Source organism: Aurantiacibacter hainanensis, assembly GCF_036321025.1.
Lineage (GTDB): Bacteria > Pseudomonadota > Alphaproteobacteria > Sphingomonadales > Sphingomonadaceae > Alteraurantiacibacter > Alteraurantiacibacter hainanensis.
The window spans coordinates 1,835,551-1,854,200 of sequence record NZ_JAZAPB010000002.1; the positions used below are offsets into that span (position 1 = coordinate 1,835,551).

At 64.0% G+C, this 18,650-nt stretch carries 19 protein-coding genes; 6 read left to right on the plus strand and 13 right to left on the minus strand.

Annotated elements, in window-relative coordinates; all coding sequences use genetic code 11:
- Positions 1-66: 66 nt before the first annotated feature.
- Both AAA989_RS16300 and AAA989_RS16305 read right to left on the minus strand, forming a co-directional pair.
- Complete coding sequence (locus AAA989_RS16300) at positions 67-237, minus strand: CsbD family protein (RefSeq protein WP_338245435.1); 171 nt, start codon at positions 235-237, stop codon at positions 67-69.
- 87 nt (positions 238-324) lie between these two features.
- On the minus strand, positions 325-735 hold the full coding sequence (locus AAA989_RS16305; protein WP_338245436.1) for an EVE domain-containing protein: 411 nt from the start codon (positions 733-735) through the stop codon (positions 325-327).
- A gap of 116 nt (positions 736-851) precedes the next feature.
- Between AAA989_RS16305 and AAA989_RS16310 the strand changes: the two genes are divergently transcribed.
- The 5 genes from AAA989_RS16310 to AAA989_RS16330 are packed head-to-tail and all read left to right on the plus strand — an operon-like array spanning position 852 to position 6,139.
- Positions 852-2,513, plus strand: coding sequence for a putative bifunctional diguanylate cyclase/phosphodiesterase (locus tag AAA989_RS16310; RefSeq protein WP_338245437.1), 1,662 nt, complete (start codon positions 852-854; stop codon positions 2,511-2,513).
- 50 nt (positions 2,514-2,563) lie between these two features.
- Positions 2,564-3,373, plus strand: a complete 810-nt coding sequence (gene dapF / locus AAA989_RS16315) for a diaminopimelate epimerase (RefSeq protein WP_338245438.1) — start codon at positions 2,564-2,566, stop codon at positions 3,371-3,373.
- Positions 3,370-4,563 carry a MiaB/RimO family radical SAM methylthiotransferase gene (locus tag AAA989_RS16320; protein WP_338245440.1) on the plus strand — a complete coding sequence of 398 codons (1,194 nt, stop codon included), beginning with the start codon at positions 3,370-3,372 and terminating at the stop codon, positions 4,561-4,563. Before dapF ends, AAA989_RS16320 begins: the two co-directional genes overlap by 4 nt.
- Complete coding sequence (ftsY, locus tag AAA989_RS16325; RefSeq protein ID WP_338245442.1) at positions 4,560-5,483, plus strand: signal recognition particle-docking protein FtsY; 924 nt, start codon at positions 4,560-4,562, stop codon at positions 5,481-5,483. The genes AAA989_RS16320 and ftsY overlap by 4 nt, the downstream gene beginning before the upstream one ends.
- The gene (locus AAA989_RS16330) at positions 5,483-6,139 is read left to right on the plus strand and encodes an inner membrane-spanning protein YciB (RefSeq protein ID WP_338245444.1); all 657 of its coding nucleotides are present in this window, start codon (positions 5,483-5,485) and stop codon (positions 6,137-6,139) included. The genes ftsY and AAA989_RS16330 overlap by 1 nt, the downstream gene beginning before the upstream one ends.
- A 15-nt stretch (positions 6,140-6,154) precedes the next feature.
- Here AAA989_RS16330 and AAA989_RS16335 read toward each other — a convergent pair whose 3' ends face one another.
- The 11 genes from AAA989_RS16335 to AAA989_RS16385 all read right to left on the minus strand — a co-directional run bounded on the left by AAA989_RS16335 (position 6,155) and on the right by AAA989_RS16385 (position 17,272).
- Positions 6,155-7,450 carry an APC family permease gene (locus AAA989_RS16335; RefSeq protein ID WP_338245447.1) on the minus strand — a complete coding sequence of 432 codons (1,296 nt, stop codon included), beginning with the start codon at positions 7,448-7,450 and terminating at the stop codon, positions 6,155-6,157.
- A 72-nt stretch (positions 7,451-7,522) separates the two neighbouring features.
- Positions 7,523-9,415: a potassium transporter Kup gene (locus AAA989_RS16340; RefSeq protein WP_338245449.1), complete on the minus strand. Its 1,893-nt coding sequence runs from the start codon at positions 9,413-9,415 to the stop codon at positions 7,523-7,525.
- Positions 9,416-9,497: 82 nt separating this feature from the next.
- A complete protein-coding gene (locus tag AAA989_RS16345; protein ID WP_338245451.1) occupies positions 9,498-10,187 on the minus strand; it encodes a tetratricopeptide repeat protein in 690 nt (229 codons plus the stop codon).
- Positions 10,184-10,609 carry a cytochrome c-type biogenesis protein gene (locus AAA989_RS16350; protein WP_338245454.1) on the minus strand — a complete coding sequence of 142 codons (426 nt, stop codon included), beginning with the start codon at positions 10,607-10,609 and terminating at the stop codon, positions 10,184-10,186. Before AAA989_RS16350 ends, AAA989_RS16345 begins: the two co-directional genes overlap by 4 nt.
- Positions 10,606-11,142, minus strand: coding sequence for a redoxin family protein (locus AAA989_RS16355; protein ID WP_338245456.1), 537 nt, complete (start codon positions 11,140-11,142; stop codon positions 10,606-10,608). Before AAA989_RS16355 ends, AAA989_RS16350 begins: the two co-directional genes overlap by 4 nt.
- Positions 11,139-13,097 carry a heme lyase CcmF/NrfE family subunit gene (locus AAA989_RS16360; protein WP_338245458.1) on the minus strand — a complete coding sequence of 653 codons (1,959 nt, stop codon included), beginning with the start codon at positions 13,095-13,097 and terminating at the stop codon, positions 11,139-11,141. Before AAA989_RS16360 ends, AAA989_RS16355 begins: the two co-directional genes overlap by 4 nt.
- Complete coding sequence (gene ccmE, locus AAA989_RS16365; RefSeq protein WP_338245460.1) at positions 13,094-13,567, minus strand: cytochrome c maturation protein CcmE; 474 nt, start codon at positions 13,565-13,567, stop codon at positions 13,094-13,096. The genes AAA989_RS16360 and ccmE overlap by 4 nt, the downstream gene beginning before the upstream one ends.
- Positions 13,564-13,704: a hypothetical protein gene (locus tag AAA989_RS16370; protein ID WP_338245462.1), complete on the minus strand. Its 141-nt coding sequence runs from the start codon at positions 13,702-13,704 to the stop codon at positions 13,564-13,566. Before AAA989_RS16370 ends, ccmE begins: the two co-directional genes overlap by 4 nt.
- Positions 13,701-14,435, minus strand: coding sequence for a heme ABC transporter permease CcmC (gene ccmC, locus AAA989_RS16375; RefSeq protein ID WP_338245464.1), 735 nt, complete (start codon positions 14,433-14,435; stop codon positions 13,701-13,703). Before ccmC ends, AAA989_RS16370 begins: the two co-directional genes overlap by 4 nt.
- Before the next feature lie 84 nt (positions 14,436-14,519).
- Positions 14,520-15,587, minus strand: a complete 1,068-nt coding sequence (locus AAA989_RS16380; RefSeq protein ID WP_338245466.1) for a Leu/Phe/Val dehydrogenase — start codon at positions 15,585-15,587, stop codon at positions 14,520-14,522.
- Positions 15,588-16,021: 434 nt separating this feature from the next.
- Complete coding sequence (locus AAA989_RS16385; protein ID WP_338245468.1) at positions 16,022-17,272, minus strand: reverse transcriptase domain-containing protein; 1,251 nt, start codon at positions 17,270-17,272, stop codon at positions 16,022-16,024.
- An 892-nt stretch (positions 17,273-18,164) separates the two neighbouring features.
- Here AAA989_RS16385 and AAA989_RS16390 point away from each other — a divergent pair.
- A partial coding sequence (locus AAA989_RS16390) for a recombinase family protein (protein WP_338245469.1) occupies positions 18,165-18,650 on the plus strand: 486 nt, incomplete at its 3' end.

Consider the following 18,650-nt stretch of genomic DNA (forward strand, 5'->3'; position numbering starts at 1 on the left):
GAAAGGGCCGCCACGAGGCGGCCCTTCACGGCGACCAGTTGCTGGTCGTCTATTTCGTCAAAAGGGTCAGATGTCGTTGCCGAGCTTGCCTTCGACTTCGCCCTTCAGCTGCTGGGCTTCGCCCTTCTTTTCCTGCTGGCGGCCTTCGGCGCGGGTCTCGGGGTTATTCGATTCCTGCTTCACGTTGCCGACGGCTTCGTTGGCGTTGCCTTTTACCTTGTCTGTCAGTTCACCCATGATGTGATCTCCGTTTCTGTTGGGGCCAGCGCGACAACCGCGCGCCCTTTGATCAGACAACGGGTGACGACGGAAAATCGTTCCGAATTAACTCTCTGACATTTTGAGGATTATTTTCCACTCCTCTGGCCGTATTTCAGCCACGGACAGGCGGGATAGCCGGACCAGTTCGATCCCTTCGAGCGTCGGTTCTGCCTTTATTTCCTTTAGCGTCACGAAGTTCTCAAGCGGGCGCACGGGCTTCACCTTCACGGTAGGCCATTTCCCCTCCGGATCGGTGGGATCGACCAGGCCCGCCTCGCTCACCTCGGCGATGCCCACGATCTCAAGACCCTTGTTGGAGTGATAGTAGAACAGCTGGTCGCCCTTCTCCATCGCGCGAAGGTTGTTGGCTGCGCGGTGGTTGCGCACGCCGTCCCACACGGTTTCGCCATCCTCGACGAGCTGGTCCCAGGAATACTTGAAGGGTTCGGACTTGATCAGCCAGTAATTGGGCAATGCTCTCTCCTTTTGCGCGCCGCGCACGGCCTAGCGGGACAACTATGCGGGGGCAATTAACCTGATGTTGAACATGTTGAACCATGAATGCCCTCACGAAATGGGGACAGTCGCGTTTGAAAACGCAAAGAGACAATTCGCACAAGTCCGACGACGGAAAGATCGGCAATGCGGAGCGCGACATGATCGCGCTGGGCATCGCATTGGCGGCAGTCATTCTGTTCGTGGGTACGGGCGGCACGCTGATGCCGCAGATCGTGCGCGCATGGTTCGCCGGCGGATCCGCTCCCGATGTCCTGCTGACCAACGCGGTGCTGCTGAATATCGCCCTGCTGATTTTCGGCTGGCGACGGTACAAGGATCTCCACGCCGAAGTCGAAGTGCGCCGCGCGGCCGAGGAGCGCGCGCGCGAACTTGCAGAGCGTGACCCCCTGACCGATTGCCTCAACCGCCGCAGCGGACCGCCCGCCATAGAAGCCCTGCGCCAGTCGCTCGACGGCACCAATCTCGAAGTTGCGGTGATGATGGTCGATCTGGACAACTTCAAGCAGATCAACGACCTGAACGGCCACCAGATGGGCGACAATGTGCTGAGCACGATTGCCAGCCGGATTTCCGCGGCTCTTCCCCACAACGGCATCCTTGCCCGCATAGGCGGCGACGAGTTCGTCTGCGCCGTTCCCTTCGATTACAGCGCCAGGGAGCAGGTGGACGAACTCGTCATCGCCCTGATTGCCAAGGCGTCGGCGCCGATCGAATTCAATCACCTGACGGTGGAAGCCACGGTTTCCGTCGGACTGGCGCAATCCGGGGGCAACCTGGGCGGCAAGCCGCAGGGAGATGCCGACGCGCTGATCCATCGGGCCGATATCGCCATGTATCATGCGAAGAAGCGCGGCCGGAACCGCTACTACTGGTTCGAGCCGCAGATGGAGGACGAGCTGCGCTTCCGCAACGAGCTGGAAGCGGGCATTCGTCGCGGCATTCCGGCGGGCGAGTTCGTGCCTTACTACGAACAGCAGATCGACCTGGAGACCGGCCAACTGACGGGCTTCGAGATGCTCGCGCGCTGGCAGAGCCCCCGCTACGGGCTGGTCAGCCCGGAGATCTTCATTCCCATCGCCGAAGAGATCGACCTGATCGGCGAACTGTCCGAGCGCCTTATCCGCCAGGCGCTGGCGGATGCGCAGGAATGGGACCCCGGCCTCACGCTTTCGGTCAACATCTCCCCGGTGCAGCTTCGCGATCCGTGGTTCGCGCAGAAACTGCTGCACCTGCTGGTGGAAAGCGGCTTTCCCCCCGCGCGGCTCGAGATCGAGATCACCGAAAGCTGCCTGCACGAGAACATGGGTGCCGTGCGCTCCATCGTCTCCAGCCTCAAGAACCAAGGCATCCGCATCAGCCTGGACGACTTCGGCACGGGATATTCAAGCCTTTCGCAGCTCCGGTCCCTGCCGTTCGACCGCCTGAAGATCGACCGCAGCTTCGTGTCCGAACTTTCGGGCGGTGGCGAAGGGCGCGCGCTGGTGGAAGCCATCGTCTCGCTGGGCAAGGGCCTGTCCCTCCCCGTCACGGCAGAAGGCATCGAGACCAGCGAAGTGCTGGGCCAGTTGCAGGGCATGGGCGAGCTGAAGGGCCAGGGATATCTCTATGGCCGTCCCGAAGACGCGGCGACGACCCGCAATCGCCTCGCCGCGCTCAATATGCTGCCTCAAGTCCCTGCCGCTCCGGCCGCCGAGACCGAGGGCGACCGGGAAGCCGAGCGCAGGGCCAGCTGACGGGCCTTCCAGGCATTGCGATACGCCGCCTGCGGCCCTAGGTGGCGCAGATGCGTTTCGCCTTCACCAAGATGCACGGCCTCGGCAACGATTTCGTCGTGCTCGACACGCGCGAAACCGACATGCCCGCTCTCTCGGCACAAACGGCAAGAGCGATTGCCGATCGCAGGACGGGCATCGGCTGCGACCAGGTGATCGTGCTGGAGAAGGATGACGCCGCCACCGTGCGCATGCGCATCTTCAATGCCGACGGCGGCGAAGTGGAGGCCTGCGGCAATGCCACTCGCGCCATCGGGCTGCTGCTGGGCAAGGACGCGACGATTGCAACCGCGGGCGGAACGCTCTCCGTTTCTCCCGGCGACGGCGGTATCGCGGTGGATATGGGCCGGCCGAGGTTCGACTGGGAGGCGATCCCCCTCGCCTATGCGATGGATACCGCAGCCATGCCCGTCGGCTGGGACATGCTGGAGCAACCGCTGGCGGTGAATGTCGGCAATCCGCATGTCGTTTTCTTCGTCGAGGACAGCGACGCCGTGCCTCTCGAAACGCTCGGCCCGCTCATCGAGAACGATCCGCTGTTTCCGAACCGCATCAACGTGAACGTCGCCACCGTGGTCGATCGCACGACCCTGCGCCTGCGGGTGTGGGAGCGCGGGGCGGGCCTGACGCGTGCCTGCGGAACGGGCGCCTGCGCCACAGCCGTCGCCGCGATGCGCCGCGGGCTGGTGGAGCCGGAGGTGACGGTGCACCTGCCCGGCGGTCCTCTCACGATAGCCTGGCGGGAGGGCGAGCCGATCACCATGACCGGCCCGGCAGCGGAGGCTTTCCGCGGCTCCTTCGAGTGGGACGACTACGCATGAGCCAACCGCGCGAAGCCGTCTCGCCCGAGGTCATTTCCCTGGGTTGCCGCCTGAACATCGCCGAGAGCGAGCGCATCCGCACCCTTATTGCCGGGGAGGATGACGTCGTGGTGGTGAACAGCTGCGCCGTCACGATGGAGGCGGTCCGCCAGACCCGGCAGGCTATTCGCCGGGCGAGGCGATCGCGCCCCAGCGCCCGCCTGCTCGTCACCGGCTGCGCTGCCGATATCGAGCGCGAGCAGCTTTCCGCCATGCCGGAAGTCGATGGGCTGGTCCCCAACACGCACAAGCTGGATGCACGCGCCTGGAACGTGCCGGAAGCCGAGCAGCCCGCCCCGCCCCAGCGCACGCGTGCCTTCATCGCGGTGCAGAACGGATGCGACCACGCCTGCACCTTCTGCGTCATCCCGCAGGGTCGCGGACGCAGCCGTTCGCTATCGATTCCGCAAGTTCTGCGCGAAGTGGAAAGGCACCTGGACCAGGGCGCGCCCGAAGTCGTGCTGACCGGCGTGGATGTCACCAGCTGGGGGCACGACCTGCCGGGCGAACCTCCGCTCGGCACGCTCGTGCAGGCGGTTCTGGAAGAGTTTCCGCAAATGCGCCGCCTGCGCATGTCGTCGCTCGATGGCGTGGAGATCGATCCGCTGCTCTTCGACCTGTTCGCCGGTGAGCGCCGCCTCATGCCGCACCTGCACCTTTCATTGCAGCACGGATCGGACCTGATCCTGAAGCGCATGAAGCGTCGCCACCTGCGCCAAGACGCCATCGACCTCGTTCAGCGGCTGAAGGACCGCCGGCCAGATATCGCCATCGGGGCGGACCTGATCGCCGGTTTCCCGACCGAGACCGAGGAGCACCACGCCGACAATTGCGCCATCATCGCGGACTTGCCCGTGGTGCATGGGCATGTGTTCCCCTACTCGCCCCGCCCCGGCACGCCTGCTTCCCGAATGCCGCAGCTTGAAAAGCCCGTCATCAAGTCGCGCGCTGCGGAATTGCGCGCCGCCGTGGCGAAGGTCCGCGAGGCCTGGCTCGACAGCCTTGTGGGGCAAAGCCTGCAGGTCCTTACGGAACGCGACGGGACCGGTTATGCCGAGAACTTCGCCCGCGTGGCCCTGCCGGAGGGAACCGCTCCCGGCAGCATCGTGACTGTCACGCCCAGATCGCACAAGGAAGGCCTGCTACAGTGAGCGAACCCAGCTGGTCGGACAAGCTGTTCGGCGGATTCCGCAAGACGTCCGATCGTCTGTCCGAAAACCTGACGGGCGTCGTCGGCACCGCAAAGCTGGACGATGCGACGCTGGACGATGTCGAGGACGCGCTGATCCTCTCCGACCTTGGCCCCAGCGCGGCGGGCCGTATCCGCGAAAAGCTGGCGGAGAAGCGCTTCGGCCTCACCATCACCGAGCGTGAACTGAAGGAAGCCGTGGCCGAGGAAATCGCCGCGATCCTTCGCCCCGTGGCCGTGCCGCTGGAAATCACCGCTTTCCCGCGCCCGCAGGTTATCCTGGTGATCGGCGTCAATGGCAGCGGCAAGACGACGACCATCGCCAAGCTTGGCCACTGGTTGCAGGAAGACGACTACGAGGTGATGCTGGCGGCGGGCGATACCTTCCGTGCCGCCGCGATCGGCCAGCTGAAAGTGTGGGCCGAGCGCATCGGCGCGCCCATCGTCACCGGACCGGAAGGCGGCGACCCTGCCAGCATCGTGTTCGATGCGGTGAAGAGGGCGACCGATATCGGCACCGACGCCCTTATCGTGGATACCGCGGGCCGACTGCAGAACAAGCGCGAGCTGATGGACGAGCTGGCCAAGATCCGCAAAGTCCTGGGCCGCCTGAATCCGGAGGCGCCGCACGATGTCCTGCTGGTGCTGGATGCGACAAACGGCCAGAATGCCCTGTCGCAGATAGAGATTTTCAAGGAAGTGGCGGGCGTCACCGGCCTGATCATGACCAAGCTGGACGGCACGGCGCGCGGCGGCGTACTGGTGGCAGCGGCCGAACAGTACGGCCTGCCCATCCACGCCATCGGCGTGGGCGAAACGCTGGACGACCTGCGTCCCTTCGATCCCGAACTGGTAGCACGCGTAATTGCCGGAGTGGCCTGATGACAGCCGAAGCCCCATCCCAGAAGCCGAAGTCCGGCTGGCTCAACGTCGCCGTCGACTACGGCCCGCTGCTCGTCTTCTTCCTGGTCTACAAGTATTATTCCCCCGATGATGCGGGCGCGAACACGGCGGGCGAGATCTTCGCCGTAATCCGCGGAACCGGTGCCTTCATCGTCGCGGCGGTGATAGCGCTGGCCATCAGCAAGTGGCGACTGGGCAAGGTCAGCCCGATGCTGTGGCTCTCCACCGCCATGATCGTCGGCTTCGGGGCGCTGACGATCTATTTCCAGGACGAGCGCTTCATCCAGTGGAAGCCCACGATCATCTACGTCGTGTTCTCCGCCGTGCTGCTGGTGGGATACGCCAAGGGAAAATCACTCCTGAAGGTGCTGCTGGAAGCGGCTTTCGAGGGACTGACCGACGAGGGCTGGCTGAAGCTGTCGCGAAACTGGGGCCTGTTCTTCATCCTGCTGGCTGCCCTCAACACCGCGCTGGTGTTCCTCGTCAGCTTCGAGACCTGGCTGGCCGCCAAGCTGTGGCTGTTCCTGCCGCTGACCTTCCTGTTCACCTTCACGCAGGTGCCCATGCTAATGCGGCACGGCCTGAGCGTGGAGGACAAGGACGAAGTGGTGAAGGACCCGCCCCGCACAGAGTAGGCGCTGAAGCGGGCGCTAAGCCGTCCGCGGCGCCCCCGGTTCGGGCACGGCGCGTCGAGACAGCCAGCGCGTTGCGAGACCTATCGCCAGCAGGACGAGAACCCACAGGCTGGTCTCGAGGCCGGAACCATAGATGGTGAAGGCGGTGAAGGCGACGCCCAGCGCCAGCACGGGCCACCGCGCGACCTTGCGGTTCTCCTTGATCGCCGAAATCACCCCCATCAGGTAGAACACCAGCACGCCCCCCGTGGTCATGAGGGCCAGGAAAGTGAACATTCCCGAGAGTCCGCGAGACGAATTGGCCAGGATGAGACCCGAAACAACCACCGCCTGCATCATTACGCCCCAGTGGGGAACACCGTGCGCATTGGTGCGGGCAAACAGCTGTGGCACTTCTTTCCGCAGCGCCATCGAATAGGTGCAATCGGCTCCGATCAGCAGCAGTCCGTTGGCGCACCCTGTCACGCTGACGAGGATGCACACGGCGACGATTGCGCCGGCAACGGATCCCATGATCAGGCCCAGCGCGTCGGACACGGGAGAGGCCGAGGCTGCGATGTCCTGCCACGGCATGATCGCGACGAGGCCGATACTCACGAGCAAATAGAGCACGACGACCAGCGAGGTGCCACCCATCAGAGCAATCGGAATGTCGCGCTTCGGATTGGCGATCTTGTTCACCGGGATGCTGGCGGCTTCGAAGCCGAGAAATGCAAACAGCGTCAGGGCCACCGCGCCCGAGATGCTGTCGATCTCGATGGGCGCAGGCGCCATCGGCTGCGTCGGCTCCGCACCGATCAGGAACCACGCCAGCGCCCCGATGATCAGCACAAGCGGGATGAGCTTGATCACGACCGAAACGACCTGCAGACGCCCGGCTGACCGCGTGCCGACGAGGTTTACGGTAGTGATGATGCCGAGCAGCACGAAAGCGGCGATCACGCCGAGGTAGGTCGGAGGGTCGTCATCCACGAAACCTGCGATGATGGAACCGCCCGCGGTTAGCAGGGCGGCAATCGAGGTGAAGCCCGAGGCCCAGTAGGCCCATACCGCCAGGAAGCCCGGGACCTCTCCCACCACCCGTTCGATATTGTGCTGAATACCCTCCCCCGTGCCATCCAGCAGGAAACGGAAGGTGGTGGCCAGGCACAGTGCACCGGCACCGCTTATCAGCCAGCCTATGGCCATGTTCCAGCCCAGCGGCGCGAGCGACGATGGAAGAAAGTAGATGCCGCTGCCCACCATCGTTCCGATGACGAGCGACGTGCTCATGAACAGGCCAAGCGATCGTGTCGGCTGCGTGGATTTCATCAATGCCCCCGGCGTCCGGGCAGGCGGTGCTTCGCGCCGGACGGGGAAGGCTAGGTCACCTGAGGAAAACCGTCAAATCTCGACCTGGCTGCCCAGTTCCACCACGCGATTGGTCGGCAGGCGGAAGAATTCCATAGGCGTGGTCGCGTTGCGCATCATCCAGGCGAACAGCTTCTCGCGCCAGACCATCATTCCGGGGTTTTCCGCGCTCAGCAGTGTCTGGCGGCTGAGGAAGAAGCTGGTCTTCATCATGTCGAAGGGTCCGCCGCACATCTCGCGCCGCTGCAGCGCCTCCGGAACGTCGGTTTCCTGCATGAACCCATAGTAGAGGATCACGCGGAAGAAGCCGTCGCCCAGTTCCTCGATGCTGCATCGCTCGCTCTCGTCCACGTAGGGGACGTCGGCAATCTGCACGGTCAGCACGATCACCCGCTCGTGCAGCACCTTGTTGTGCTTGATGTTGTGAAGCAGCGCCGAAGGCGTGCCCTTGCTGCCGGAATTCATGAAGATCGCCGTGCCCGGCACGCGCGCCGTGCTGCCCCGCGCGGACTTGGCGAAGATGTCCAGCGGCAGCCCCGCCTCCGTCATGCGCTGGCGCATCAGCTGGCGGCCCTTGGCCCAGGTGGTCAGCAGGGTGAAGGCGATTGCGCCCACCAGCAGCGGGAACCAGCCGCCTTCGGGCACCTTCGTGAGGTTCGCAGCGAAGTAGGCGCCGTCCACGATGAGGAACACCAGCACCACGGGCGCTGCCACCCACCACTTCCATTTCCACACGCCCACGAACAGCACGGCCATCAGCAGCGTGTCGATCGTCACAGCACCCGTCACGGCGATGCCATAGGCAGCGGCGAGGTTGGAAGAGTTCTGGAACGTGAGCACCAGCAGGATCACCGCGCACATCAGCGCCCAGTTGATGACCGGGATGTAGATCTGGCCCGAATGCTCGTCACTGGTGTGGCGGATCGACAGGCGCGGCACGAAGCCGAGCTGGATCGCCTGGTGCGTGATCGAGAAGGCGCCCGAAATCACCGCCTGGCTGGCGATGAAGGTGGCGCAGGTGGCCAGGATCACCAGCGGCAGGCGATAGTCTTCCGGTGCCAGGAAGAAGAACGGGTTGAGGATCGCCTCTTCCGCAGCCGCGTCGCCAAGTCCGATGATCATCGCGCCCTGGCCGAAGTAGTTGAGCAGCAGGCACGGCATCACGAAGCCGAACCACGAAAGCTTCATCGGCCCGCGCCCGAAGTGCCCCATGTCGGAATACAGCGCCTCGGCACCGGTCACCGCCAGCACCACGGAACCCAGCGCGAGGAAGGCGAACCACTTGTCGACGATGAAGAACTGCACCGCATACCAGGGGTTGAGGGCCCAGAGAATCTGCGGCGTGTCGACGATCTGGACCACGCCCAGAATGGCAATGGTGGTGAAATAGAGAATCATCACCGGGGCGAACAGAGCGCCCACCTTCTCCGTGCCGCGCTTCTGCAGCACGAAAAGCCCGATCAGCAGCACCAGCGCGATGGGAATCACGTAGCGGTCCAGCCGTTCGTCGACCACGGTGAGCCCTTCCACCGAGGACAGTACCGAGATCGCCGGCGTGATCATGGAATCGCCGTAGAATAGCGCTGTCGCCGCCACGCCCAGCAGCACGACGAGCCAGCCGTATCGCGTCTTCTTCATGTTGCGCGACAGCAGCGCGACCAGCGCCAGGCTGCCGCCCTGGCCGTTGTTGTCGGCCCGCATCAGGATGGTGACGTACTGGATCGCCACCACGAGCGTCATCGACCAGAAGATCAGGCTGACGACGCCGAGAATGTGCAGATCGTCGATCGGAAGCGTATGCGCCCCGCGAAACGTCTCGCGGAAGGCGTAGAGTGGGGACGTGCCGATATCGCCGAAAACGATGCCAATGGCACCTGCGGCGAGTTTCAGCTTCGCTGAATCGCGATCTTGTCCGGTTGCGCTCATAAGTATGTAGAGCCTGTTGCGAACGACGGAGCGCGCGCGTTAGCAGCAGTGCTGCCCGCCCGCAACATGATGCAGCGCAGCATTATTCACCGTCTTGTGCCGGCACGGGACCTTGCGGCGCGCCTGGCATCGGTTGCTGACCTGCCTGCATGGCGTTGAGCAGGCTCTCGAGTCGCGCCAGCCGCATTTCCATCTCAGCCCTGCCCTCGGCGTCTTCGGGGGCGTTCTGCAGCGTCTCGCTCCACACCTGCCGGGCTTCCAGCAAGGCCCCCTGCCGCACCAGCGACGCACCGAGGAAATAGCCGGGTGCAAGGTTGCCGGGCTTCAGTTCGGCAGCGCGCTGAAACGCATAGAGCGAGGCCTGCGTAAGGGCGCCGTCGGCATGTTCGGCCAGCGCAATGGCCTGGGCCAGCCAGGCTTCGAAGTCCTGCGGGTTTTCGCGCGTGACCCCTGCCAGCATCTGCGCAGCCTCGGCATAGCGTCCGCGCCGGGCCATGGCATCGGACACGATCATGAAATCCGCGCCCGACTGGTCTGCCTGCGACACGAATTCGCGCCGAGCCTGAACGATGTCGAACTCCTGCTGCGCTGCCGTATCGGCGGCCGACTTGGGGGCGGAGGGCATTTGGGGATTGGCCTGCAGGGCATATCCCGCAAGCCCGAAACCCAGCGCAGCCGCCAGGCTGGTCCACAGGCCGCGCGCCAGGCCGAAGCCGAAGGCGGCTATGGCAAAGGCGGCGAGCGCCAGCGCGATCACGGCGAGCCAGGTCATGCGACGTCTTCGCCCCGCGCCTTGCCCACGCGGCGCCAAAGGATCGTTCCTGCCAGCAACAGCAGCACGAAGGGAATCGCGAACAGCGGCCATGTGGCCGAGCTGACCTGCGGTTCGTAGCTCACGTAGTCGCCGTAGCGCGAAATCAGCCAGCTGCGCACCTCGTCCGGGCTTTCCCCGGCGGCGATGCGGCTGCGCACCTGGTGGCGCATGTCGCCTGCCATCGGTGCATCGCTGTCGGCAATGGACTGGCTCTGGCACTTGAGGCAGCGAAGGGTGTGCATCAGCTCGCGCGCCTGCGCCTCCAGCGCCGGATCGTCCAGCTGGGTATAGGCGTAGGGCGCCGGCGGCATGCGATCCTGCGCCGCAGCGGGCTGGATCAGCATCAGGGCGGCCAACAGCGGGATCAGCCAGCGCATCATCCGCCCGCCTTGCGCAGTTCTTCCAGCAGCGTGGCGACATCGTCATCGCGAATGTCGCCGATATGCTGGTAGGTTATGTTGCCCTCGCCATCGATCACGAAGGTTTCCGGCACGCCGGACGAGCCGATGGCAAGCTGCACTTCGGAAATGTCGTCGCGCCCGATGCGGGTGAAGGGATTGCCGTAGATCTCCAGGAACCGCTCGACATCCTCGGGCCGGTCGCGAATGGCTACGGCGACGATGTTGGCCCCCGCACGCTCGAGGGCTTCCAGCTGCGGTGCCTCGGCAGCGCAGGGTATGCACCAGCTGGCAAAGACGTTCAGCAGGCGCGGCTGCCCATCGGCCAGATCGGCGCTGGAAAGGCCGGGACGGCTTTCGACGATGGCGGGCAGGTCGAACTCGGGCATGGGTTCGCCCACCATGGCAGACTGTACGAAGTCGTCCTTGGGTTGCGACAGCTGGTAGGCGAACAGGCCGAACAGGCCGGCTGCCAGGCCAACGATGATCCAGAGGCTGTAACGAAGGCGTTTCATGCAGTTGCCAGCTCCGCTTCTTCGGCGCGCCGCTCCTCGCCGCGCCGGACGGCGCTGCGACGCCGAACGTCCCCGACGACGCGGCCGACAAGCGCCAGCGTTCCGCCCAGGGCGATCAGCAGACCGCCGTACCAGATGAAGGTCACGAACGGCTTCCACCAGAGACGCAGCTGCCAGCGTCCGTCCTCGGCCCGGTTGCCCAGGGCCACGTAAAGCTGGCCGTTCCACCGCGTGACGAGAGCAACCTCGCTGGTTTCGCCCGGCGGCGCCCAGAAGCTGCGCGCCTGCGGGAACGTCTCGGTGGGTTCACCGCCCTCGTAGGAAACGAACAGATCGCCCTGCATCGCCGTCCAGTTCGGGCCGGCGACCGGGCTGATGGATGCAAGCGTGGCCTCCCACGGCCCGACATCCACGGTATCCCCTGCACCGACCGCAACCAGCCGTTCCTGCTGGTAGGCAGTATCCGCCGCCACGCCGAACAGCGCCACCGCGACGCCGAAGTGCGCAACGCACATCCCCCAGACCGCCAGTGGCACGCGCCGGATGCTTCGTCCGAGAAGCGGCATGAAACTGGCGATGGCGACGCCGATTGCCATGGCCATGCCCAGCAGCGGCAGGATGCCGATGTCCGAGAGCACGGCGACGGCAACCAGGGTAGCCACTGTCGCCGAGGCGATGATGATGACGGGAAGCCTGATCCTGTCGAAGCTGTCCTTGCGCCAGCGCAGCAGCGGGCCGACGGCCAGCACCGCCAGCATGGGCAGGAAGAAGATCGCGCTGACCGGATCGAAATAGGGCGGACCGACGGAAACGCGCACGTCGAAGGCTTCGGTCAGCAGCGGATACAACGTGCCGAGCAGGACGATGCCGAGGATTGCGGACAGGGCGACGTTGTTGACCACCAGCGCGCCTTCCCGGCTCAGCAGTGCGAAACGCTCGCCCTCCGCGATCGTGTTGGCGCGAAGGGCGAAGATCACCAGCGCGCCGCCGATGTACAGCGCCAGCAGCATCAGGATGAAGCTGCCCCGCTCGGGATCGACGGCAAAGGCGTGCACGGACGTGAGGATGCCCGAGCGCACGAGGAACGTGCCCACCATGCTCATGGAAAAGGCCACCACGCCCAGCATGATCGTCCAGGTGCGCAGCGCATCGCGCGCGGCCAGAACGCTGGCGGAATGCAACAGGGCCGTGGCCGCGAGCCAGGGCATCAACGAGGCGTTCTCCACCGGATCCCAGAACCACCAGCCGCCCCAGCCAAGCTCGTAATAGGCCCAGTAGGATCCGGCGGTGATGCCGATGGTGAGAAAAATCCACGAGGCCAGCACCCAAGGCCGCATCACGCGGGCGAATTCCGGCGTCACCTGGCGCGTCAGCAAGGCCCCGAGGGCAAAGCTGAAGGCAACCGACAGCCCGACATAGCCGATGTAGAGCGTGGGCGGGTGGAAGGAGACGCCCATGTCCTGCAGCAGCGGGTTGAGGCCGTTGCCCTCCGCAGGCACGGGCGAAAGACGCTCGAACGGGTTCGAAGACAACAGGATGAAGGCATAGAAACCGATGGCCACGAAGGCCTGCGCGCCCAGGGTCGCCATCATCGTGCGCTCGGGCAGCCGCCGTTCGATGAAAGCGATCAGGCCGCCGGCAAACGCCATGACGGTGATCCAAAGCAGCATCGATCCCTCGTGGTTGGCCCACGCGCCGGAAAGCTTGAAGGCCAGTGGCTTCATCGAGTGCGAATTGGCTGCGACCAGCTTCACCGAAAGGTCGGTGACAGCGAAAAGATAGACCAGCGCCCCGAAGGAGACTGCGCACAGCAGGCCCTGCATGACCGCGGCCGGACGCACCAGCGCGGCCAGCTCGCTACCTTCGTTGCGCGCGCCGAAGAAACCGCCCAGCAGCTGCAACACGGCAAGGGCGGCGGCGAGCCACAGGGCGGCAAGGCCGATTTCGGCAATCATTCGACGGTCTCTTGAAGCTCCTCGCGCAGCTCGGCGGTGCTCATGCCCTCCAGCTCGCGAGGCATGTAGTTCTCGTCATGCTTGGCCAGCAGGTTGTCTGCAATGAACACGCCGTCTTCGCGCATTCTGCCTTCCGCCACGACGCCCGATCCCTCGACGAACAGCGAAGGCACGATGCCGGTGTAGCTGACCGGCACGCGGGCCACGCCGTCCTGCACCACGAATTCGACGGTCACGCCGTCCTCCGCGGTGTCGATGGAGCCGCTTTCGACCATGCCGCCAAGCCTGATCGGCTGGCCGGGCACTGGCGGGGCTGCCGCAATATCGGCGGGTACGTAGAAATAGCTCGCCTGGCTGCGCAATGCCCAGGCTGCAAGCAGCCCTGCGCCGACCAGCGCGAGAAGCGCAATGACGAGCAGCACCAGTCGCTGGTGCTTGGGCTTCAGCCCTCGCGAGTTCTCGGCATTCATTTCCTGCGCGTCTCCTCACGCCGCTTCTCGGCATTACGCATGGCCAGCCAGCTCGTCAGCACCAGCGCCAGCGTTGCGACCAGCGTAACGCCAAGTGCGGCGTAAACGAACAGCCATTGGTCCAGGGTCTCTCTCACGCCGCCAGCTCTTCCGCCTGCAGCGCTTTCCTGCGAAGTCGGGCTTCCGCCTGGATATCCGCCAGGATGGCCCGCATCCGTGCCAGCACGACACCGCCGAACAACAGCGAGAAGCCGAGCGTGGCAATCAGCAGGGGCCAAAGGAACACAGGGTCGATGGCGCTCTGGCCCATCGTGATGCTGGGCGGCTGGTGCAGGCTATTCCACCATACGACTGAACGGTTGATGATCGGGATGTTGATCGCACCCACGAGGCCGAAGATCGCCGCGATCCGGCTGGATTGCCCTTCCCGCGCGAGCGAGCTGGAAAGCGCGATGTAGCCGAAATAGAGAAACAGCAGCACCAGCATCGAGGTAAGCCGTCCGTCCCAGACCCACCAGGTGCCCCATGTCGGACGGCCCCAGATCGACCCGGTGGCAAGGCAGATGGCAGTGAACGTGGCTCCCGGTACGGCGGAGGCGCGCGCGGCAATGGCGGCCAGGGGATGGCGCCAGACCAGTTCCACCAGGCTGGCGATGGCGATGGCCGTCCACCCGCCCATGCCCAGCCACGCGGCCGGCACATGCACGAAAAGGATGCGCACCGTCTCTCCCATCAGGCGGTCGGGCGGAACCTGTGTCAGGCCCCACAGCACCGCGCCGGTGGACAGCAGCAGGCCGCTCACCAGCAGCGGCATGGTCAGCCACTTGGCGATTTTCAGGAAGCGTGCGGGATTGGCAAAGCCGTGCATGGTTCGGACAAAGTCTATTTCTGACCTAGCCTTTTACAGGCACGACCAGCGCGAACAAGCAAAACCGGACTTTATCGACCGCCGTCAGTCCGCGCGGCCGATCAGCTTCTGCGCCATGGCGTCCGCGACTTCGTTCGAAGGCTTGCCGGTGGCGTCGCTCTGGCTCCAGATTTCACTCAGCCGGGTCGGAATCTGCGCGATGCGCTTGCGCACCTCGTTGATGTCGCAGGAGATGTTCTCCCGCCGGCAAAGGTATTCGTAGCTGACGTTGATGATGCCGCCGGCGTTGATCACGTAGTCGGGCGCATAAAGGATACCGCGCTTGTGCAGCTGCTCGCCGTGTTCCGGGCGCGCGAGCTGGTTGTTCGCCCCGCCCGCCACGATGGCGCAGTCGAGCCGGGCAATACCCTCGTCATCCAGGATCGCGCCCAGCGCATTGGGGCTGAAAACGTCGCAATCCACGGTCATTACCTGGTCGGACGAAACGGCCTTTGCCCCCAGCTCCTCGGCCATGGCAGACGCGCGCTTCTCGTCGATATCCGAAAGGACCAGTCGCGCGCCGTCCTTCGCCAGCAGCCGGGCCACGCCGCCGCCGACGGAGCCGCAGCCCTGGATGGCAACGCGAATGCCCTGCATCGAATTCTTGCCCAGCTTGTGCGCCACCGCGGCCTTGATGCCGTGATAGATGCCCATGGCGGTGAACGGGCCGGGATCGCCGCCCGCATCGCCTTCTTCGGCGGGCAGGCCGCAAACGTGCTCGGTGCGCGTACCGATGGCGACCATGTCGGCTTCGCTCGCGCCGACGTCTTCGGCGGTGACGTAGCGGCCATTCATCGCGCCGACGGCATCACCGAAGGCATGCAGCATGGCTTCGGTCTTCCTGCCGTCCTTGTCGAGCAGGACCACGGCCTTCCCGCCGCCCATCGGCAGGCCGGCCATCGCATTCTTGTAGCTCATGCCGCGCGACAGTCGCAGCGCATCGCGCATGGCGTTCGCCGGATCGGCATAGTGCCAGAACCGGGTGCCGCCCGCGGCGGGGCCGAGATGCGTGGAATGGAGCGCGATGATGGCGGTAAGGCCCGATGCACGGTCGTGCACCACCTCGACCCGCTCGTGTTCGTCCCAGTCGGGTTCGCTCCAGAATGCCGGCATTTGCCATCGCCCTTATCGGTTTCAACAGCGGCAGGAATGTCTGAAGAGTGGGGCGACCGACGGGATTTGAACCCGCGACCTCCGGTACCACAAGCATGTGGTCCACCACCGCTCCATCCGTATCTGACCGGTTTTCGCCGGGCAGAACTGCCGTTTAACCGCTCCAACCGGCTCTCTTGGGTTCATTCCGGTTCACGGTGAACCTTGGAGCGCCGGTCTTCGCCTCGTCGTGGAGCGCGCCCTAGGTCGCCCATTTTTGGGGCGCAAGGGCAAAAAAGCGGTCAGCAATAATGTTGCGAAACCAGCCCCAGCACTGACTTGGAACGTGCTACGCGTGCCCTTCACAGACACTATAGTGTCGACCCCGAAAATCGCTTGGTGGAGGGGCCGTAAATGGCGGCGCGTCGCCCCCCGATTTACGCTAGTACAGACTTCTATGGAGAGGCCGCTGCCACGGACGTTGTTCCTTCCATAGGTGAGATACCTAGAGCCAGTAGCCTTTGCTCGGCTGTGATTGTGGAAGGTTGAGACCGAAGGTATCGCTCGAAGTCCTGCACTCTCCGCCTCACCCATTCATCAAGCTCGGCAAACACGTCTGGACAGTGGCTACTGCGGTAGGTGCCGCGCCAACCGCAAATAGCGTTGTCCAATGAAGTGATAGTCGCGGCGAAGCCTCTGTCCCAAGGCTTGAGCGGCCTCCCGTCAGCCGCTTTGCGGATCGTTCGCTGTCCGCCCCGGATTAGTGCGTCGATGTTCTGCTTGAACTTCTCGATTGCGGCAGAACTTGGAGGGTATCGTCCCGGACGCAGCTCGTGGCCCAGGAAGTTGAAGGGCTGGCCGATAGTTCCGAGGAACGCCTTCTTGGGAGACGCCACTGCATCATACGCATCCATTCCTAAGTCGCGCAAAATCCGAGTTGCAGCCTCCATACCTTTCCGAACGCTTCGGTGGCTGCGCCCAACCAGAATGAAATCATCGATGTATCGGATGCAGACTAGCCCCCTATCGGGATCGTTCATCTCATTGTCGAACTCATGCAAGACGATATTGCCAGCCAGTGCGGACAGTGGGCATCCTTGAGCCACACCGTCGTCACCTGTGGGGAATAGCTTATAGTCCTCTGGCCCCAGGTTGGCAGCATTGCTCAACTCGACCTGCAACGCCCCTTCCAGAAGGCTCACAAACTTCGGGTCGTTCACCTCGGAGGCGACGAAGTCGACGACCTGCCTTTTCGGTATCCGATTGAAGAAGTCCTTGATGTCGGACCCAGCCACGTGCGTGTACCCGCCTTCGACGCAGTGCTGAAAAATCTTTAGCGCGTTGTCGACGCCCCTCTTGGGTAGCCCTCCCACCGAGGTGGGGGTCGATAAGACAGCACAGATCTTGGGTAGGCCGGTCGCCTGCTGAAGAACATCCAAGATTGCCCGCTGCACCACGCGATCTTCCAATGTCGCAATAGCGATGGGTCTCTTACCTTCTTTACCGTGGCCTTTCGGCGGCGTCGCACCGTAGACAGGGCTGAAGGTGTATCCCTTACGCAATCGCCTTTTCATCTTGCGAAGATTGCGGTGGAGGTCCGCTCCGAACTTTTTTGCCTGCTCCCGGCTCTTCGCCTGCTGGGAGGTCCAGGCGTTTGCTTCGATAGCCTGCCACGCACCGAGCAAGGTACGCTCGTGACGGACCAATCTGGCGAAATCGACTGGTGTGCTAGCTTGGGGTCCTGCCACCTAAATCACCCCGGCTAACGGACAGGTCCGACAACCAGAGTTGCCGAAGCCTCTACGTGCCACGCGATGCCATCGGCAACGCGCTCGCCTCCGCGTCGTTCACCTGCACCGAAGGTGGGCCAGGCTAGGAGCATAGCGAACAGCACAACGATCAGGCGGCCCTTTCGAAGCAAGTTGGCCACAGTCGTTCGGTCTCCGCGTCCACACATGATTTGTCCCCCTTTCAGCATAACAGCTTTTTGGCGGTGTCAACCTCTTGCGCGGCGCTCCGCTCCGGCCGAGAACTATGTTCGGAGGTCGTCTGGCAGGCCGCAATATGCGGGATACCGACCTCGCAGCTCTTAGCCGGGGCGTGCGGGCGTCCAGCTCGGACAGGTCCGACAACCAGAGTTGCCGAAGCCTCTACGTGCCACGCGATGCCATCGGCAACGCGCTCGCCTCCGCGTCGTTCACCTGCACCGAAGGTGGGCCAGGCTAGGAGCATCAGCTAAGAAGCAGCGTCACGATAGACGATGAGAACAAAAGGTGGAAGTTGGAAGGTTGGTTTGTCCACACCGTGTGGCCCGCACTCAACGGCATGAAATCGATGCCCCTTCGCGAAGCTGCACCTGCGACATGATGAGGTACCGTCTCCCCCATACCCCCTGAGCCGCCTGACCCAAGCTCATGCGATAGCGGTGCGCTGCCGGAGCGGTATGTTTCCATAGCACGGCAACGTTTAGACCATCTTGCAGGAGGCAGGCTCACAAGGTGTACCTAGATAGCTAGGCTCACAACATATCTTGACAAGGTCAATGAGCTAGGTATATGAGCCACCTCACATGCACCCCTAACTTGTGAGCCAATCCCTATGTCGCACCGCATCGCATACTACCGTGTCTCCACCACCGACCAATCCATCGAGGCCCAGCGCAAGGCAATGGGCGGCCCCTTCGATCAGGAGTTCTCCGACGAGGGTGTGAGCGGCGGGGTGATGGCTGCCAACCGTCCGGGGTTCGCCGCCATGCTGGACAAGGTCCGCAAGGGTGACACCGTCTATGTCTATGCGGTGGACCGTCTGGGGCGTGACGCCATCGACATACAAGCTACCGTGCGGGACCTGATCGCGGATGGTGTGACGGTGCACGTTCACGGCCTAGGGCCGATTGCCCCGGGCGTCGGTGAGATTATCTTGGCCGTCCTGGCACAGGTGGCACAGATGGAGCGCCGCCGGATTGCTGAGCGCACGGCAGATGGACGCAAGGCCGCTAGGGACGCCCTGAAGGCCACTGGCAAGACCCACCGGGGCAAGGACAGCCTTGGCCGCCCATTTGCCGCCAATGCCCGCGACGTGGCC

Bases quoted from the DNA above. Each gene is read 5' to 3' on its own strand.
- AAA989_RS16300 (WP_338245435.1), bottom strand. From the start codon at position 237: ATGGGTGAACTGACAGACAAGGTAAAAGGCAACGCCAACGAAGCCGTC.
- dapF (WP_338245438.1), top strand. From the start codon at position 2,564: ATGCGTTTCGCCTTCACCAAGATGCACGGCCTCGGCAACGATTTCGTC.
- AAA989_RS16320 (WP_338245440.1), top strand. From the start codon at position 3,370: ATGAGCCAACCGCGCGAAGCCGTCTCGCCCGAGGTCATTTCCCTGGGT.
- AAA989_RS16330 (WP_338245444.1), top strand. From the start codon at position 5,483: ATGACAGCCGAAGCCCCATCCCAGAAGCCGAAGTCCGGCTGGCTCAAC.
- AAA989_RS16335 (WP_338245447.1), bottom strand. From the start codon at position 7,450: ATGAAATCCACGCAGCCGACACGATCGCTTGGCCTGTTCATGAGCACG.
- AAA989_RS16340 (WP_338245449.1), bottom strand. From the start codon at position 9,415: ATGAGCGCAACCGGACAAGATCGCGATTCAGCGAAGCTGAAACTCGCC.
- AAA989_RS16345 (WP_338245451.1), bottom strand. From the start codon at position 10,187: ATGACCTGGCTCGCCGTGATCGCGCTGGCGCTCGCCGCCTTTGCCATA.
- AAA989_RS16350 (WP_338245454.1), bottom strand. From the start codon at position 10,609: ATGATGCGCTGGCTGATCCCGCTGTTGGCCGCCCTGATGCTGATCCAG.
- AAA989_RS16355 (WP_338245456.1), bottom strand. From the start codon at position 11,142: ATGAAACGCCTTCGTTACAGCCTCTGGATCATCGTTGGCCTGGCAGCC.
- AAA989_RS16360 (WP_338245458.1), bottom strand. From the start codon at position 13,097: ATGATTGCCGAAATCGGCCTTGCCGCCCTGTGGCTCGCCGCCGCCCTT.
- ccmE (WP_338245460.1), bottom strand. From the start codon at position 13,567: ATGAATGCCGAGAACTCGCGAGGGCTGAAGCCCAAGCACCAGCGACTG.
- ccmC (WP_338245464.1), bottom strand. From the start codon at position 14,435: ATGCACGGCTTTGCCAATCCCGCACGCTTCCTGAAAATCGCCAAGTGG.
- AAA989_RS16380 (WP_338245466.1), bottom strand. From the start codon at position 15,587: ATGCCGGCATTCTGGAGCGAACCCGACTGGGACGAACACGAGCGGGTC.